22 protein-coding genes are annotated in these 15,419 nt (G+C 52.9%); 12 read left to right on the top strand and 10 right to left on the bottom strand.

Annotated features, from left to right (window positions below):
• Nucleotides 1-116: 116 nt before the first annotated feature.
• The gene (locus CIG75_RS15630) at nt 117-920 is read left to right on the top strand and encodes a hypothetical protein (protein ID WP_094237463.1); all 804 of its coding nucleotides are present in this window, start codon (nt 117-119) and stop codon (nt 918-920) included.
• Between the two features lie 72 nt (nt 921-992).
• Here CIG75_RS15630 and CIG75_RS15625 read toward each other — a convergent pair whose 3' ends face one another.
• Nucleotides 993-1,619 carry a cyclodeaminase/cyclohydrolase family protein gene (locus tag CIG75_RS15625; protein ID WP_094237462.1) on the bottom strand — a complete coding sequence of 209 codons (627 nt, stop codon included), beginning with the start codon at nt 1,617-1,619 and terminating at the stop codon, nt 993-995.
• Nucleotides 1,606-2,484 carry a bifunctional 5,10-methylenetetrahydrofolate dehydrogenase/5,10-methenyltetrahydrofolate cyclohydrolase gene (locus CIG75_RS15620; RefSeq protein ID WP_094237461.1) on the bottom strand — a complete coding sequence of 293 codons (879 nt, stop codon included), beginning with the start codon at nt 2,482-2,484 and terminating at the stop codon, nt 1,606-1,608. The genes CIG75_RS15625 and CIG75_RS15620 overlap by 14 nt, the downstream gene beginning before the upstream one ends.
• 388 nt (nt 2,485-2,872) lie before the next feature.
• On the opposite strand from CIG75_RS15620, the gene CIG75_RS15615 reads away from it, so the two are divergent.
• Both CIG75_RS15615 and CIG75_RS15610 read left to right on the top strand, forming a co-directional pair.
• Nucleotides 2,873-3,361 (top strand): thioredoxin family protein, encoded by a 489-nt coding sequence (locus CIG75_RS15615; protein ID WP_157729588.1) that lies wholly within the window; start codon nt 2,873-2,875, stop codon nt 3,359-3,361.
• Nucleotides 3,312-3,782, top strand: coding sequence for a MauE/DoxX family redox-associated membrane protein (locus CIG75_RS15610; RefSeq protein WP_157729587.1), 471 nt, complete (start codon nt 3,312-3,314; stop codon nt 3,780-3,782). Before CIG75_RS15615 ends, CIG75_RS15610 begins: the two co-directional genes overlap by 50 nt.
• 23 nt (nt 3,783-3,805) lie before the next feature.
• Here the strand turns inward: CIG75_RS15610 and CIG75_RS15605 are convergent, their stop codons facing one another.
• The 5 genes from CIG75_RS15605 to CIG75_RS15585 all read right to left on the bottom strand — a co-directional run bounded on the left by CIG75_RS15605 (nt 3,806) and on the right by CIG75_RS15585 (nt 5,841).
• Nucleotides 3,806-4,375: a manganese catalase family protein gene (locus CIG75_RS15605; RefSeq protein WP_094237458.1), complete on the bottom strand. Its 570-nt coding sequence runs from the start codon at nt 4,373-4,375 to the stop codon at nt 3,806-3,808.
• Nucleotides 4,376-4,390: 15 nt separating this feature from the next.
• A complete protein-coding gene (locus CIG75_RS15600; RefSeq protein ID WP_094237457.1) occupies nt 4,391-4,654 on the bottom strand; it encodes a spore coat protein CotJB in 264 nt (87 codons plus the stop codon).
• Complete coding sequence (locus CIG75_RS15595) at nt 4,651-4,878, bottom strand: spore coat associated protein CotJA (protein ID WP_094237456.1); 228 nt, start codon at nt 4,876-4,878, stop codon at nt 4,651-4,653. Before CIG75_RS15595 ends, CIG75_RS15600 begins: the two co-directional genes overlap by 4 nt.
• A gap of 118 nt (nt 4,879-4,996) precedes the next feature.
• Entirely contained in the window at nt 4,997-5,257 is a 261-nt protein-coding gene (locus CIG75_RS15590) for a hypothetical protein (protein ID WP_094237455.1), read from the bottom strand.
• A gap of 245 nt (nt 5,258-5,502) precedes the next feature.
• Complete coding sequence (locus CIG75_RS15585; RefSeq protein WP_227874253.1) at nt 5,503-5,841, bottom strand: DUF4064 domain-containing protein; 339 nt, start codon at nt 5,839-5,841, stop codon at nt 5,503-5,505.
• Nucleotides 5,842-6,203: 362 nt separating this feature from the next.
• Between CIG75_RS15585 and greA the strand changes: the two genes are divergently transcribed.
• The 8 genes from greA to pepF all read left to right on the top strand — a co-directional run bounded on the left by greA (nt 6,204) and on the right by pepF (nt 11,682).
• Nucleotides 6,204-6,677 carry a transcription elongation factor GreA gene (gene greA, locus CIG75_RS15580; RefSeq protein WP_094237454.1) on the top strand — a complete coding sequence of 158 codons (474 nt, stop codon included), beginning with the start codon at nt 6,204-6,206 and terminating at the stop codon, nt 6,675-6,677.
• Between the two features lie 12 nt (nt 6,678-6,689).
• The gene (locus tag CIG75_RS15575) at nt 6,690-7,139 is read left to right on the top strand and encodes a GNAT family N-acetyltransferase (protein WP_094237453.1); all 450 of its coding nucleotides are present in this window, start codon (nt 6,690-6,692) and stop codon (nt 7,137-7,139) included.
• Nucleotides 7,140-7,282: 143 nt separating this feature from the next.
• A complete protein-coding gene (locus tag CIG75_RS15570; protein ID WP_094237452.1) occupies nt 7,283-8,173 on the top strand; it encodes a C40 family peptidase in 891 nt (296 codons plus the stop codon).
• 116 nt (nt 8,174-8,289) lie between these two features.
• Entirely contained in the window at nt 8,290-8,871 is a 582-nt protein-coding gene (gene plsY, locus CIG75_RS15565) for a glycerol-3-phosphate 1-O-acyltransferase PlsY (protein ID WP_456119755.1), read from the top strand.
• A gap of 86 nt (nt 8,872-8,957) precedes the next feature.
• The gene (locus tag CIG75_RS15560; protein WP_094237450.1) at nt 8,958-9,392 is read left to right on the top strand and encodes a DUF6232 family protein; all 435 of its coding nucleotides are present in this window, start codon (nt 8,958-8,960) and stop codon (nt 9,390-9,392) included.
• Nucleotides 9,393-9,398: 6 nt separating this feature from the next.
• Complete coding sequence (locus CIG75_RS20815) at nt 9,399-9,566, top strand: hypothetical protein (RefSeq protein WP_157729586.1); 168 nt, start codon at nt 9,399-9,401, stop codon at nt 9,564-9,566.
• A gap of 122 nt (nt 9,567-9,688) precedes the next feature.
• Nucleotides 9,689-9,847 (top strand): DUF3906 family protein, encoded by a 159-nt coding sequence (locus CIG75_RS15555; RefSeq protein ID WP_094237449.1) that lies wholly within the window; start codon nt 9,689-9,691, stop codon nt 9,845-9,847.
• Between the two features lie 26 nt (nt 9,848-9,873).
• Nucleotides 9,874-11,682, top strand: a complete 1,809-nt coding sequence (gene pepF / locus CIG75_RS15550) for an oligoendopeptidase F (protein WP_227874252.1) — start codon at nt 9,874-9,876, stop codon at nt 11,680-11,682.
• Nucleotides 11,683-11,780: 98 nt separating this feature from the next.
• On the opposite strand, the gene CIG75_RS15545 is transcribed toward pepF, so the two are convergent.
• Both CIG75_RS15545 and CIG75_RS15540 read right to left on the bottom strand, forming a co-directional pair.
• On the bottom strand, nt 11,781-13,001 hold the full coding sequence (locus CIG75_RS15545) for an MFS transporter (RefSeq protein WP_094237448.1): 1,221 nt from the start codon (nt 12,999-13,001) through the stop codon (nt 11,781-11,783).
• 56 nt (nt 13,002-13,057) lie between these two features.
• Nucleotides 13,058-14,845 (bottom strand): AMP-dependent synthetase/ligase, encoded by a 1,788-nt coding sequence (locus tag CIG75_RS15540; protein ID WP_094237447.1) that lies wholly within the window; start codon nt 14,843-14,845, stop codon nt 13,058-13,060.
• A gap of 104 nt (nt 14,846-14,949) precedes the next feature.
• On the opposite strand from CIG75_RS15540, the gene CIG75_RS15535 reads away from it, so the two are divergent.
• A complete protein-coding gene (locus tag CIG75_RS15535; protein WP_094237446.1) occupies nt 14,950-15,153 on the top strand; it encodes a hypothetical protein in 204 nt (67 codons plus the stop codon).
• A gap of 63 nt (nt 15,154-15,216) precedes the next feature.
• On the opposite strand, the gene CIG75_RS15530 is transcribed toward CIG75_RS15535, so the two are convergent.
• Nucleotides 15,217-15,399: a hypothetical protein gene (locus tag CIG75_RS15530; RefSeq protein WP_094237445.1), complete on the bottom strand. Its 183-nt coding sequence runs from the start codon at nt 15,397-15,399 to the stop codon at nt 15,217-15,219.
• Nucleotides 15,400-15,419 lie beyond the last annotated feature (20 nt).

Raw genomic sequence — 15,419 nt, 5'->3', positions numbered from 1 at the left:
CGCCTCATCAATGAACTGGTTGATGAGGCAATTTTTTACTTCTTTGTTAGTGAAAATTCATGATATACTAAATCTTGGTATGAACTGATTCGTCATCAAGAAAGGTGGATTTTTGATTGTTTAAGAACTTGTTCATGATTCTATTCCGTCCGCAAGAGACTGTCGATCGACTGCTTGCCAAGCCCAAATTCGGTCAGTCCTGGGGTGCGACTTGGTTTTTGGTCGGGATCAACCTGTTGATGGTCTTCCTGATCGGCATCTGGTTTTCTGCTGAATTTATGGACGTTATGGAGTTGACAGATTCGACGGGAGAACCGTTGATGGAGGCGACTGCGACGACCGCTCTGCTGCTGTTTTGGGGCATATTTGCTGTCATCTCTGGTCTTACTGTATTGATTAGCACGATCTTGTCCCGCTTTTTCTTTAAGTGGCTGGTGATTCTGGGTATTCGCATCGTCGCGTCCAAAGAGTACCCGACCGATCCGGCGGAACGTCGGGAGAAAGGTCGTCTGGTCGAGCTGATTCAGCCGTATACGATGTGGATCTATATGGTGTCGATGGTGATCACCACTCCGTTCCTTCCCCTGTTCTTCGATTTGAATTCGATGATCGAGATCTTGGAAATCAACGAGATGGGCGGCATGGATGATCGGACGGGAGCAGACCTTGCCAGGCTGTTGTTCGGCTTTTTCATCTGGGGCGCGATCACCCAACTGATTTCTTTGGGTCTGTACATCTACATGATCATCGTCCGTGTCATCGCGTTGCGTAAGATCTACAACATCTCGATTGCCAAAGCGTTTTTTGGCCCCTTCTTGACCTATTTTATCGTTTATGTGATTGGCATGGCCTTGTATCTCATGTTCGTCTTCACCATCACGCTGTTCGGTGCGTCGGGAGCCGGGCTGCCCGTGGTGTAAGAGAATGATGTTCAGGCGGGATGTCCCTGCTTGAAAAAGGAAAGCCACCTCAGGGAAGTGAGGTGGCTTTTCCTATGCCAAGCGCTTACGGACGGTGGCGACGATCTTGTCCTTGAGCGGGGTGATCGCGTTTGCGATGCGGTTGCGTTCCGATTCAAAGTCTGCTTTGCGGGCCAAGTCTTTGAGGCCGGGCAAGTTCATATCGACGGTGAGCAGCGCCGACTGGGCGGCCGCTTCGAGAAGCAGCGCTGCGATGCCGAGGTCGGAGATCACGTTTTTGTTTGCCGTATCGGCAATCGTTTCCGACAGGTGTAACGAGTCGAGGCAGAGACGGGCGAGGTCCAGCGGCACTTCGGTAGCCTTGATCGACGCCTCTTGCAGCGCTTGCGAACGGGCCACTTTTTGCTCAGCCGAGTCTTTCGGCAGTTTAAGCGCTGCCATGTAGCGGTCAAAAGAGGACATGTCCGCTTCGAGCAACTGCTCAAACGAACGGATCGCCGCTGCCATTTGTTCGGCAGCTGCGGTCATCTCAGCTTGCACGTCGGCAAATTTATCGCCTTGGGTCAGGTTGCCGACCATCGAGGTCATCGATGCGCCAAGCGCCGCGACCAGTGCCGCCACCGACCCGCCGCCCGGTGTGGGGGAGTTGGAAGCCGCTTGGGTGAGGAAGGAGTGAAGCGATTGATCAAACGTGGCCATTTAGTTCCACCTCCTGTGAGTTGTGCGATTGCAGTGCCATCGCCTGCATCAGGTTGGAGAAGAGCAGCGCGGTGGTAACCGAACCCACGCCGCCTGGAGTCGGCGACATACCTGCCACATGATCGATCACCTCGGGGGCGACATCACCGACGATCCCGCCATCTTCCGTCTCATTGATTCCGGCGTCGATGAGCAAAAGATTGGGATGCACCATGTCGGGCGTGACCAAATTCTTGCGACCGACCGCAACAAAGGCGATATCTGCTTGTCTGATGTGTGCGCCGATGTCAGGCGTGCGGGAATGGCAGACGGTGACCGTAGCGTTCTCGCGCAGGAGCAGGTGAATCAAGGGCAGTCCGACCGTCTCGCCGCGCCCGACGAGGACAACATGTTTGCCAGCGAGCGTGTGACCGTAGTGCTTGAGCAGAGCGATACACGCCTGCGGGGTGGCCGGATAGAGCCCTGCTGAGCCGTTCACGGTGGCTAGCAGATTGTGCGGCGTAAGTCCATCTACATCTTTGAACGGCGCAATGGCTGCCGTCGCCTTTTTCGTGTCGATGTGCTTGGGTAGGGGCAGTTCCAACATGATGCCGTGCACCGTGCGGTCATCGTTCAACTGCCCGATGGTGGCGAGCAGCTCCGCTTCGGTCACATCGGGCGGGAAGGTGTGCAGTTCATAGTCGATGCCTAGCTTCTCGGCCGCTTTGCCTTTCGCTTGGGCATAGTGAAAAGAAGCGGGATCGCCTTCAACGAGCAACACCGCCATCTTTGGCGCGTGCCCTTTCGTTTTCCATGCTTCCACATCCTGTCCAACCTGTTCGCGGATGACATCTGCCACCGGCTTGCCTTTAAATGCTTGTGCCATATTTCGATCCTCCTGAAATGCGAACGATTTATAGTATGGTACATAACAATGTTCGATATTTGCTGTTGGTACCGATTATACACGTCCTATTTCTGCTTGTCGACCTTTGTAAAAACGAAAGAATCGTGAATTGAGCGTACGAAAGAAGACCTGATTGCGTTTAGCGTTTCCAAGTCGGGTCGTTTTTTGCCGAGCGCCGACATTTGGACAGGTTTAGCACGCTGATCGAGGCGGCAGATGAAAGGACTGTCAGGTTCGGCAACAACAGCGCATGCAAAGCGAACTTGCATGATTTTGTGAAATTCGTCACATAATCGTAGCAGGACGAATGGCCCTGTTCATCGAAGTATTAGTGTGTCCTTTTTTAAATCGAGGAGGTCATATTTCGATGAGTAAAAAGAATCGCAACCAGGAAAAACGCGATATAAAAGCACTCCGTCGTGAGCGCGATCGCAAAAAGAAAAAACGACTGCCGATCATCTTCGGCGCGGTCTTGGCGGGGATCATCGTGTTGATCGGTGCCTTTGCCTTGTCCAACATGTATGATGAATCTCGTCAAGAACAGGCGGCCTTGTACAAAAACGAGATCGCTTCGGGCGAGATGGAAAAGAAAATTGCGAACAACGAAGACTTTTTCGCCTACTTCTATCAGCCGGACTGCGTGCATTGCAAAGTGGTCTCACCGATGCTGATGCCGCTGGCTGAGAAAATGAATGAACCGCTGTTCCCGGTCAACATTTATGGCAAGAGCGATGTCTGGGAAAAATACACCGTGGCGGGCACCCCGACTTTGATCCACTTCAAAGAAGGCAAGGAGGTTGGGCGAATTGTCGGCGAACAACCGGAAAGCACCTTCGAAGAGTTCCTCAAACAGTAGATTTCCGGCGTGGTTGAAACTGGTCTTGCAACTGGCCCTCGCCGCGATCTTTCTCTGGTCGGCGGTGGCTAAGTTTATCGACATTTTCACGTTTGGCGAGATTTTGCGCTCGTACAAGCTTGTGCCGGACGTCTTGATCAAGCCGCTGGCGATCTTGCTGCCGATCGCAGAACTTCTGATCGCGATCTGCTTGTTGATCCCCGTCACAGTGCGCGCTGCATCCTGGGGCGTGATCGTGCTGTCGCTTGTGTTTGCAGCGGGGCTGTTGTACAACTACGGCGAAGTGTTGCCCTATGGTTGTGGCTGCTTCGGACCTGCGGAAGCGAAACCTGTCGGATTTGTCGATGTGTTGAAAGACATTCTGTTTATCGCCGCTGCGGCGGTATTGCTATTCTTAAATCGGAAGAAAGCCCTTGCGTAAACTGCAGGGGCTTTTTGTTTGGATCAGAAGACTTTTTGGCGGTCGCGCTCTTCTTTGAGGATTTCCACTGCTTCACGGAAGCGCAAGGAGTGGATGATCTCACGTTCGCGCAGGAAGGCGAGTGAGTCTTTGAGGTCGGGGTCATCGGTGAGGTCGATCAGCCATTGGTAGGTGGCGCGCGCTTTTTCTTCGGCGGCGATGTCTTCGTAGAGGTCGGCGATCGGATCGCCTTTGGCCTGAATATACTGGACGGAGAACGGCACGCCCGATGCGTTGGAGTAGAACAAAGCGCGGTCATGTGCGGCGTAATGGTCATCCAGACCGGCCGCTTTGAGTTGGTCGAGGGTCGCGTCTTTGGTCAATTTGTAGACCATCGTCGCGATCATTTCGAGATGGGCAAATTCTTCGGTGCCGATGTCGTTGAGTACGCCGATCACTTTATCAGGCACCGTGTAGCGTTGGTTCAAGTAGCGGAGGGCTGCGGCGAGCTCACCGTCGGCGCCGCCATATTGTTCCAACAGCAACTTTGCCATGCGCGGATCGCATTTTGATACGCGGACCGGATATTGGAGTTTCTTTTCATAAATCCACACGTGTGCATCTCCTCCCTACACTTGCCAAGGCCACGGAGCCTCTCCCCACTCGAAACTGTCTCTGGAATAGGAATTGCCAAAACCTTGCAAGGGGCCGAATTTTTCATTGAACTGTTTTTTCAGCAACTCTTTTTTATGCGCGTAATAGTTATATTGCTCAATCGATTTCCGATCGGTTGGATGAGTATCGAGATACAGATTTAATTCGACAAGCACAAAATCGACAGTCTGAAGGTCGAGCAGCAGCTTATAGTATTCTTCTGGCATCTGTTTGTTCATCGGTGCTCCACCTGCTTTCCTTCCACCCGCCCGAAATAGGGGTCGTAGTAGGCAGGCCACAGCGTCCCTTTTGAAAGTGCGGTGAACGGATCGAATTGCGGGAGATTGGGCGGCTGCACCGGCATGTAGAGTTGGGGCGGTGTTTGATACGTTTTAGGTGTCAGCGGGCAGCAGGGGTCAAAAGGCGATTCATACGGTACGTACGTTTTCCGAAGCGTGAACATGGGGACAGAACCTCCCGTTTGTCGTGTTACTCCTACCATATGCAGGGACAAACGCACAGGTCACCCTCCCGCTCAATTTGGGCGCGTTGGCAGATGAACGAGTTCTTGACAGGGCAGGTTAGAGCTTCTTGGGCCGCTGCTTCGGTTTCCCCTTTTTCCTCGCGCTGATCACATGTGATTGCGAGCCGCTCTTGAGCGCCGCTTCTGTGTTCAGATTAATCGCTCTCGTGTTGAGCGCGGTAGCCCGAATATTTGCGACCGTCGCAAAGATGTTGGCCGCCATAAAGAGCAGGCCGAGAACATCCAATTCGATGCCCAATTTCTCTAACAAACCGGCTTCGGTCGATTGCTCTTGCGTCGTCTCTTTCTGCTTTTTCATGCGCTGATGCCTCCGATTCGAAAGGGATATAACAGTTTACGCGCGTTTATTTTGTAGCGGCACAGCGGATAACCAGACGGCTGCTACCTGGGAGTAGGCTGGCAAGTAGACATTGTGACGCGCGCATCTGGAGGCGAGGAGAGCGTGAGCGAATGTTCCTATATCACCACTAGTTCCACGCCCACTCGATGATAGGGAAAAATAAAAAGCCCCCCTCAATCTACTTGATCGAGAGGGGGGAGGAGTTATGCATTTATAGAAGTTGATTTTTGCTTCGAGAACAAGCTGATGAGGCCCGGAATGATCAGCAAAGCTCCAGCGAGGATGTAGAAGAAGGAGATGCTGATAATACCACCGATACCTGCGATCAACATGAGGACCCCGCCTGCTTTTGGCTTGTTTTTTACGAGAATCGAGCCAACGAGACCCAAGATCGACAGGAAGAGAGCTGCCCAGCCCAAGCCTGTCACTGTACCTGCGCCGTCCGCTTCAAATGCTTGACCGATACCACCAATGAACATTGCCAAGATGGCTGATATCATGCCGATAATGGAACCGATAATGCCGAGCACTAGAGATACCAAAAATATTCACTCCTTATATATTATTCCAATCGAAAAAAATATACCATATTTGTTAGTTTTTGTGCTAGTGTTGTATCATATCTTTTTTTGAATAGAAGTAGTTTTCAAAATCCTACAAGTGACATTGTACGTTTGTGCGGGATCTTTACAGGCAAACATGCCTGCAAACAGCATTGCAAACATAAGACCAAAATTCTTGTCACATAACAGATGAGAATCTTACATGATAACGTGATGGGATGCCGCAAAAATATGGTGAATGAAACAATGTTTGTCTTGATGTAACGAGCAAGCTATAATGTATTAGGAATCGTCTCCTGTAACACTCTATGGGGAGTAATCTTTTCCTGAGGAGGAACGAAATGAGCGACAAAGAAGTATTTCTGACCCGTGAAGGGCTCATGAAATTGGAAGAAGAACTGGACTTTTTGAAAAGCTCCAAGCGCAAAGAAGTTGCTGAACGGATTAAAATTGCAGTTTCTTATGGCGACTTGAGTGAAAACGCAGAATATGATGCGGCAAAAGATGAGCAGGCTTTTGTAGAATCTCGTATCGTACAGCTTGAGAAAATGATGCGCAATGTGCGGATCATCGAGCCGGGCGGCGATGACAAATCGATGGTGGCCATCGGTTCGACCGTTAAGCTGAAAGAACTGCCAAACGGTGATTTCGAAACGTATACGATCGTCGGCTCCACCGAGTCAGATCCGTTTGACGGCAAAATTTCGAACGAATCCCCGATCGGGTCGGCGGTGATTGGGCGCACCGTTGGCGATAAGATCACCGTCAACACGCCGAGCGGTCAGATCGAATTTGAAGTTGTTGAGATCGTCTAAGGGAGCCCGGCTTTGATCAGAGAAGCAACTGCCGAAGACAGAGCGGCCGTCCAGCGTCTCTACGAACAGCTTTGTCCAGATCAATCGGTGCATGTGATCGCTTCGCGCATTGAAGCGATCTTTGAAGACCCGCATCATTTTCTTTTGGTGCACGAAACGGAAGGCCGAGTGGATGGCAGCGTGTTTGTAAATTTTTGCCCCGACCCGATGTTTGGCACACTGCCCTATGCGGTGGTCGAGAATTTGATCGTCGATCCGAAGCGGCGCAGAAACGGCATTGGTCGGCGCTTGATGGACCAAGTGGAGAACCTCGCCCGTGAGCAACGCGCGACGAAGGTGATGCTCGTGAGCCATCCTCACCTTCAGGACGCCCAGCGCTTTTTTGCCGCGCAGGGCTATGACGGCATAGTCTCTCGTGCGTTCAGGAAGACTTTGCGAGCGATGGAAACACCTCATGTTTGATCAAAAACGACTCGACCTGTTTGCAGGTCGAGTCGTTTTTTGTTGGGTTCCGAAAATTAATAGGCTTGTCCCCTCACAACAGCTGAATATCTTGTTACGAATGCTTCTGGTAGTTCAACATTTGGCACCTGGGGAGGTCGAGAATGAAGAAGTGGAAAAAAAGTCTGATGGTCGGTCTGTTCTCGTCCATGTTGTTTGAGCAGCAAGCTGTGGCGGTATCGGTCGGTTTGCAACGGGCGGATGTGGCGCTGTCGCATCGGTTTGGCTTGCCAGGTCCGCTCGCGCTCAGTCGAGCGATCCAGCCAGATTCTGCAGCGTTCACCGCGATGCAGAATCGCGAGCAGAAGCAAGGTAGACGGATCGTTCAGCCGCTCTTGCTCGACTCGGAAGCGGATTGGACCGCAGGGGTCGCCAGTCGCTTGATTCTCGATGAACTTGAAATCGTTCGGCTTCCAACGCGAGCGGACTCCGAGCAAGGGCAGCCGCTACACTTGTTGGTAGCCAGCCGCAGCGGCATGAATCTGCCGATCGCTCCAGTTTCGAGGCCGCAACTTGAAGCAGAGCAGACATCAGCCGCTCCCGACCAGCAACAGCATCCACAAGGGCAACGAGCGGTGAGCAATCCGGCACCAACCTTGCTGCGTGACTCGGGGGCGACCGCACCGCTGGGCAGCCAAGCGGTGTCGGTAGCGATGCAGTATCGAGGGGTGCCGTACCAGTACGGAGGCACCACCCCGTCAGGATTTGATTGTTCCGGCTTTATTCAATTCATCTATCAGCAGGTAGGGGTGGAGCTTCCGCGCACTACGCATGGGCAACTCAGCGCGGGCGTACAGATTGCACAATCGAGTCTGCAACCGGGTGATCTGATCTTTTTCGCCTGTGGCGGCATTGCTTCGTCACATGCGGGGATCTATGTTGGAAATGGACAATTTATCCATGCCGATGCGGACCGCGGGATCATGGTGGCACCGCTCGACCATTCATACTGGGCGGGCGTGTACCAGATGGCGGTGCGGATTAGAACGCGATAGAACTTTTGGCAGTTCAACCGACTGGGTGAGTTCCCAGTCGGTTTTGTGCTACAATAAACGGAAAGAGTTTCCTTGCGTGGACAGGCCTGCAAGAGATGAAAGGGGCACAAAGAATCTTGACTTTGATATGGTTATTGATCATAAGTTATCTCCTCGGGTCGATCCCAACCGCGCTGATCGTCGGCAAGCTCGGCTACGGCGTGGACATCCGCACACTTGGCAGCGGCAATTTGGGGGGCACGAACACGTTTCGCTCGCTCGGGTTTACAGCCGGGCTGATCGTGACGGTGATCGACGTGCTGAAGGGGAGTATTGCGGCAGCGCTCCCCTATACGATGGGCGTTGACATCAATCCGATGCTGGCCGGTCTCCCGGCGGTGCTCGGGCATTGCTATCCGATTTTCGCAGGCTTCCGCGGCGGCAAGGCGGTAGCGACTTCGGCCGGTGTATTGCTGCTGTACAGCCCGTTCTGCTTCATTGCGGCAGCTTCCACCTTTTTTATCACGATGTATCTTTCCAAATATGTATCGCTGGCCTCGATCATCGCCGCGATCATCGCACATACCTATGCGATCTTTTTTGGTGATAAGGTCCTCTCGATCGTCACCTTTGCGCTCGTCGTCTTTCTGCTCTGGCGCCATCGCTCCAACATCGAGCGAATTTTGAATGGCACCGAGCGCAAGATTTCCTGGATGTAAGCAGAATCGAAACAGAGAAATGACCCTTTGGTGAGGGTCATTTTTTGTGGGCTGGCCCAATATCTATCAGGAGAGGGGGACAGGCCATGGAGCAGATCTATTTTCATGAGCAAGTGAGCGGCACAGAGGTGATGATTTCGGACAAGGTGTTGCGCATCGGGCAGAAGACGTTTGTCAGCGACCAGATTACGACCGTTGAAGTGAAGAAGAGCGTGACCCGAAAGAACGTGCTTTTCTATTTCTTGCTGGTCTGTTTCGGATCGTACATCGCCCTGCAAACGAGCATTTTCACCTTTGTCCTCTCCGATGTTGTGCGTCAAGCGGGCTTTGGCGTGGCCTTGGTCAGCCTGGTGCTGATCTGGCTGACGGGACGGAAACAGACGCATTTCACGTTGCGGATCGGTTCCGCATCCGGCGTGGAGGATGTGTTTAGGTCAAATGAGTCGCACACAGCGATGTTGTTGCTTGAGCGGATCAACGCGGCGCTGGCCAGCAGAGAACAAGAAAAGACCCTCGAGTGAAGGGCTTTGCTGCCTGATGTGGCCCGTTTCGACCTATTTCGACCCGTCAGGTACTTGGCGCATCAACTACCTGCCGATCAGAACAAAGAACAGCACGGAGGCGATAGCGCTGCGACGTCGGCGGTGACAAACGGTGCGATCGACAACAACCTGATGCTTTTTGACACCGCCTGAAGCGTTCGACTTCTTATCAGATGGAAAAACTAAGAGATTTGGGTATAATTGAAGATATAAGGGGGAGTCTACATGTTCTTGTACCTTGTTGAAGCCAAGGGAAAGGATTCCCTCCCTCTCAGGTGATCGTGATCGCCGAAGATGAGGAAAAAGCGTTCGCATCGGCAGAAGATTTGCTCCAGCGGCAGGCAATTGGACTGATCGAGATCGACGAGATTGCCCTCTTGGAAAAGAAGCGGACAAATTCAGGCTCCGGTTTTGTTGTGGAAGGAACAGACTGATCGAATAACCGAAGGGGGAAATCTTCTTGTCTACTGAGAAATTGTTGACCCGCGACCAAGTTGCGGAACATGAAAAATGGGATCTGGAAGCCATGTATCCGACTGCGGAGGCATGGGAAGCGGACTATAAAAAAGTACAGGAACTTTTGCCAAGCATTGCTACATACCGCGGTCGTTTACATGAAGGAGCGGACATCTTGCTCGAGTGGATGCGCCTGAGTGAGAAGATCGCTTTGACGTTTGATAACGTTTTTGTATACGCGCACATGCGCTACCATCAAAACACAGGTGATTCCTTCTACCAAGGGCTTTCGGACCGTGCTTCGATGCTGGGCGCGGAAGTACAAAGCGAAATGTCTTTTGTCAATCCGGAGCTGCTTGGCTTGCCGGACGGCACGCTGGAGCGCTACATGGAAGAAAAGGAAGAACTGCGCCTTTACAAATTGGTCTTTGAACGCCTGCTCCGCGAAAAAGAGCATGTGCTGTCCCCTGAAGTGGAAGAGTTGCTGGCTAAAGTCAGCGAGATTGCGGACGCGCCGGCTACGATCTTCTCGATGTTTGCAAATGCTGACCTGAAAATGCCGTCCGTACAAGACTCGGAAGGCAAAGAGTACGAGGTCAACGAAGGCCGTTATCGCAACCTGCTGGAATCGAAAGACCGTGTGCTGCGCGAGCGCGCCATGAAAGCGCTATTCGGCACCTATGGCAAATTCCGCAACACGCTTGGTGCTACCTACAACAATAACGTCAAGAAAAATGTTTTCTTCGCCAAGGCGAGAAAGTATAACTCGACGCTGGAAGCGGCACTGTCTGGTGAGAACATTCCGGTTGAAGTGTACAACAACCTGATCGCAGCGAACCATGACAACGCGAAACACCTGCAACGCTACTTGACCTTGCGCAAAAAGGTGCTCGGTCTCGAGGAACTGCACTACTACGACTTCTTCGTTCCGATGGTGGAATCGATCGAGATGAAGATTCCGTGGGAGCAGGCGAAACAGATGTCGCTCGACGCGCTTCAGCCGCTTGGCGAAGAGTATGTCGCGACCGTACAGCGTGCGTTCGATGAGCGCTGGGTCGATGTATACCCGAACGAAGGCAAGCGCACCGGTGCTTATTCGTGGGGGACTTACACGTCCAGCCCGTACCTGTTCCTGAACTACACCGAAACGCTTGATGATGTATTCACCACCGTGCATGAACTTGGTCATTCCCTGCACTCCTACTACACGATGAAGGAGCAGCCGTTCACCTACGGCAACTACACCATCTTTGTTGCAGAAGTGGCATCCACCTTGAACGAAAACCTCCTGCTCTCGAAAATGCTGCGTGAGGAAACGGACAAGAAGAAGCGCATGTACTTGCTCACCCATTCGCTTGATCAATATCGTTCGACGATGTTCCGTCAGACGATGTTTGGCGAGTTCGAGAAGATCGTGCACGAGCTGGTCGAGGCAGGTCATCCGCTTAACGCCGACCTGCTGTCCGAAGAGTACCTCAAGCTGAACATCAAGTACTACGGCACAGAATTGGTGATCGACGATGAACTGAAACACGAGTGGGGTCGCATCCCGCACTTCTACGATGCGTTCTACGTGTACAAGTATGCGACCGGGTTTGCAGCAGCGGCTGCACTGGCGCGTCAGATCGAAACGGAAGGCGCTCCGGCGATCGAACGCTACCTCGACTTCCTCAAAAAAGGTTCGTCCGAAGACCCGATCGATCTGTTGAAAGGTGCAGGTGTCGATATGTCCTCGCCGCAACCGATCCACGATGCGTTCAAAGTGTTTGTTGAGCGTCTTGATGAGTTGGAAGCGCTGATCAACGAACAATAATAGCGGCTGGAACCGCTTGATCAAATGCGAAAAGCACCCGATGAGGGTGCTTTTCGTGTGTTTTCTGATCTAACAACTGTCCCGTGCGAGACACGTTATCAAAATTTTTCGTTCAAATCCTGACGAAGTTGATGACGTACCACGAATACATAGAGCAAGGCTTGTGCGACGATGATCAGGAAGGTGATGAAGTAGATCGAGTTGTAGTCACCGCCCAAGAGCAAGTAGCCGGCAAACGCGGAAGCGATCGCGCCTGCCCCCGAGCGAAACAGGTTGCGCAAGCCGGAATGCAGTCCGCGCTCATCGTCATGCGTCGCTTTCATCATCGAGGAATCGATAAACGAGTTGAACAGCGTGGCGCTGAATCCTTTGCCGAGCAGGAACAGGTAGAAGGCGTAGACGATCACATTAAAGCCCATCATTAGCATCGACACCAGATAGAGCGCATAAGCGCTGTACAAGGCGATCAGACGCCAAGACTTCTTCATGATGTACGGCGTGAACAAGGACGCGAGGAAGAGCAGGAACGAGTTGAACGCCAGCATGTAGCCGATCGTATCGTCGGTCAACGCAAATCGCTCGCGGAGGATGACATTTTCAAACGGACCTAGCATCGAGAAAATCAAACCGTTGGTGGTGGCGAACAGGACGTAGATCATCACCTGTTTGCTCGGAATGACTTTCCAGCTCGTCTTTTTCGGACGGCTCGATTCGGCGATCGCGACCCGCTTGCTTTTGGCTGGTAAAAAACAGCGCATGATCAGCATGATGAGAAAGGAGCCAGCGATCAGATAGATCGTGCTCTGATAGGTGGTGTTGCCTGCTGGCATGATGGCCGGAAGCTTGGTGCCCAAGATGTTGCCTAACGCCAACGCCAAGGTGAAAGCGGAGACGAGCAGGTTGTAGGCGGTCGTCTCGTCCTCCTGTTTCTCACATAGATTCATGATGTACGGGAATTCGCAGGCGATGACGAACGAGAAGCCAAACCCGGAGACGATCTGAGCGAGGATCAGTTGCAGAGGCGTTTCGATAAAGGCGAGCAGCACATAGCCGAGCACGACGAACAGGGAACCGAAAATCATCGTTAATTTCGAACCGAAACGGTCGGTGATCATCCCGGCCGGGTACGAAAGCAGGGCGACGGTCAGTGTGTAAACCGAGACGGCAAGACCGATATCGGACGTGTCAAAGCCTAATTCTAAATAGTGAAAATTCAAAATGACCGCCATGCCGATGCCGACCCCAAAAAGCATTTCGGACAACAAGTAGAACTGGACAGCAGGTGGGAGCTTAACAAGGGAGCGCAGATAGCCGAGCATGAACGGTATACCTCCTGAAACCTACCGATTGTGTCTCACGATTTCAGGCTATCTTACTACATGGTGGCGAGGTTGTCAGCTATTTTTTCCGATTCTTCATACATCGAATCGATCTCGGCTTGATACTTTTGTTGGAGCACATGGATGCGGACTTTTAAGGACGGTGTGAGTTCTCCTTCTTCCAGTGTCAGATCGCGGGGGAGCAGGACGAATTTCTTCGGGATCTCAAAAGGGGCGAACTCTCGCAGGGTGCGCTCGATCTCGTTTTGGTACAGGTCGATCACCGCCTGTGACGACAAGAGCTTGGGCATGCCCGACGGCAGATCGTGTTGAGCAGCCCACGCCTGCAAGGCGACAAAGTCGGGGACGAGCAATGTTGTCACATATTTGCGGCGATCGCCAAACAGGACGGCCTGCGCGATGTAGGGACTGCGCGACATCGCCGATTCGACCGGGAACGGTGCGACATTTTTGCCTGTGGTGAGGACGAGGATGTTTTTCTTGCGCTCGACGATCTTCAGATAACCGTCTTGCAGGTGGCCAATGTCGCCTGTGCAAAACCAGCCGTCTTCGTCAAAAGCTGCTGCTGTGGCATTTGGGTCCTTGTAGTAGCCGGACATGATGCCCGCACCTTTGACCAAAATTTCACCATCTGCCGCCAGTTTGAGGTCCAGACCGGGAATGGGTCGCCCGACGGTACCGATGCGGATGTCGGAGACAGGGTTGGTTGAAATGACGGGGGACGTTTCGGTCAATCCATAGCCTTCGGAGACGGGCACACCGATCGCGTGGAGAAATTCAGCAAGATAAGGGGAGAGGGCAGCACCGCCTGAGACGAGCAGACGCAGCTTGCCGCCCATTTTGTCGCGGATTTTGGTGTAGACGAGTCGGTCGTACAGCGGATGGAGCAGGGAGGTGAGGAAGGTAGGTCGTTCTGCATGTTTGATGCCTGAGCGGAGGGCGATGCCGAACAGCCAGCGTTTGAAGGGGGAGGACTCCTGTACCGTTTTCATCACGTTTGTGTACACTTTTTCATAAAAACGGGGCACGGAGAGGAGCAAGGTCGGTTGGACTTCCACGATGTTTTGCGCCACGGTGCCGATCTCTTCTGCGTAACTGATCGCGGCTCCAGTCAGCAAGATCAAAAATTGGCCGCAGGTGCGTTCGAAGATGTGGGAGAGCGGCAGGTGGGACAGCGTGACATCGCTCGGTTCAATCGGGATGTATCGGCTGGTCTGGACGATGTTGGACAGCAAATTTTGATGAGTCAGCATCACACCTTTCGGAGGGCCGGTCGTGCCGGAGGTGTAGCAGATCGTGGCGATCGCCTCGCCATCGACCTGCTCCCAGGTGCTGAGCGGACCTTGGCTTTGTAGCATTTCATAGCCTGTTTCCATCACATCGCTGTAGGAAAGGATGTTCGAATTGTTCTCGATCGCAGTCTCGTCGATGAGGATGATGTAACGCAGTTTGTCGGTCGCAAAAGCGCGGACTTTGGCGGCGAGTTCGGCGTTTTCCACCAAGACGATCTCCACATCGCCGTTGTCGAGGATGTAGCCGATCTGCGCGGCGGTGAGCGTCGGGTAGATCGGCACGGTGATGGCGCCGCAGGAGAGGATGGCAAAGTCGGCGATCGTCCATGCGGGACGGTTTTCGGAGAGCAAGGCGACTTTGCATTGCGGCTTTATACCGAGCTGTTGCAGGCCGTACGCCAGCGATTGGATGCGCTGCCAGAACACGCCGTACGTCATGCGATGCCAGCTTCCTTCGTCTTTCCAGATCAGAGCGTCGCGGTTGTGAAAGGAAGAAACGGTTTCATAGAGCAAGGCGGGCAGACTGGCCATACGCTGATGTCCTCCTTTTTCCGAGTGCAGGTGTGGTGATTTATGTTTACGCCGCACAGGTTTGTACGTATGATAAAACTATTGGCAAAAGGAGGACGGGAACGATGCGATTTTCACGCGCGGAATTGATCGAGATCATCACGCCGCACGTCTTGCGGACGTTGGTCAGACTGCACGGAGCAAAGGGAGATGTGTTGACACAAGAAGAGCTGTCCCAAGCGGGGCTTAGCGAGGAACAGCAGCGCGCGCTGTTGCAGACGCGGCGCTTGGAGGAAACAGAACCGGGCGTGTATCGGGTACAGCTCTGATCGTTGGCTAGGATGGGAAGGAAGACGGCGCAATCGCGCCGTCTTTCCTGTTGTAAGGGAAGGTTACTGCGCGTCCGTGCTGCCATTGCTGACGACTTGACGCCTGATGTCGCGCAGCAGTTCGGCTTTATTCTTGCGAACGCGCAGCCCGCCGACTTTGTAGGACGGATGAATTCGCAGTTGTTTGGCGAGCGCTTGGATTTCTTTGACTCCCATGCTGTCCAACTCTTCCACGTCTACACTCATACCATCCACCTCCCAAAAAT

The organism is Tumebacillus algifaecis (assembly GCF_002243515.1).
GTDB lineage: Bacteria > Bacillota > Bacilli > Tumebacillales > Tumebacillaceae > Tumebacillus_A > Tumebacillus_A algifaecis.
The sequence above is the reverse complement of the archived record's forward strand: the minus strand, read 5'-3'. Positions and strand labels throughout refer to the sequence as shown.

Excerpts from the sequence above, each read along its gene's own strand:
- CIG75_RS15530 (WP_094237445.1), bottom strand. The coding sequence starts at position 15,399 with ATGAGTGTAGACGTGGAAGAGTTGGACAGCATGGGAGTCAAAGAAATC.
- CIG75_RS15615 (WP_157729588.1), top strand. The coding sequence starts at position 2,873 with ATGAGTAAAAAGAATCGCAACCAGGAAAAACGCGATATAAAAGCACTC.
- CIG75_RS15625 (WP_094237462.1), bottom strand. The coding sequence starts at position 1,619 with ATGGCCACGTTTGATCAATCGCTTCACTCCTTCCTCACCCAAGCGGCT.
- CIG75_RS15570 (WP_094237452.1), top strand. The coding sequence starts at position 7,283 with ATGAAGAAGTGGAAAAAAAGTCTGATGGTCGGTCTGTTCTCGTCCATG.
- CIG75_RS15600 (WP_094237457.1), bottom strand. The coding sequence starts at position 4,654 with ATGAACAAACAGATGCCAGAAGAATACTATAAGCTGCTGCTCGACCTT.
- CIG75_RS15535 (WP_094237446.1), top strand. The coding sequence starts at position 14,950 with ATGCGATTTTCACGCGCGGAATTGATCGAGATCATCACGCCGCACGTC.
- CIG75_RS15545 (WP_094237448.1), bottom strand. The coding sequence starts at position 13,001 with ATGCTCGGCTATCTGCGCTCCCTTGTTAAGCTCCCACCTGCTGTCCAG.
- CIG75_RS15560 (WP_094237450.1), top strand. The coding sequence starts at position 8,958 with ATGGAGCAGATCTATTTTCATGAGCAAGTGAGCGGCACAGAGGTGATG.
- greA (WP_094237454.1), top strand. The coding sequence starts at position 6,204 with ATGAGCGACAAAGAAGTATTTCTGACCCGTGAAGGGCTCATGAAATTG.
- CIG75_RS15590 (WP_094237455.1), bottom strand. The coding sequence starts at position 5,257 with ATGAAAAAGCAGAAAGAGACGACGCAAGAGCAATCGACCGAAGCCGGT.
- CIG75_RS15595 (WP_094237456.1), bottom strand. The coding sequence starts at position 4,878 with ATGTTCACGCTTCGGAAAACGTACGTACCGTATGAATCGCCTTTTGAC.
- CIG75_RS15540 (WP_094237447.1), bottom strand. The coding sequence starts at position 14,845 with ATGGCCAGTCTGCCCGCCTTGCTCTATGAAACCGTTTCTTCCTTTCAC.
- CIG75_RS15620 (WP_094237461.1), bottom strand. The coding sequence starts at position 2,484 with ATGGCACAAGCATTTAAAGGCAAGCCGGTGGCAGATGTCATCCGCGAA.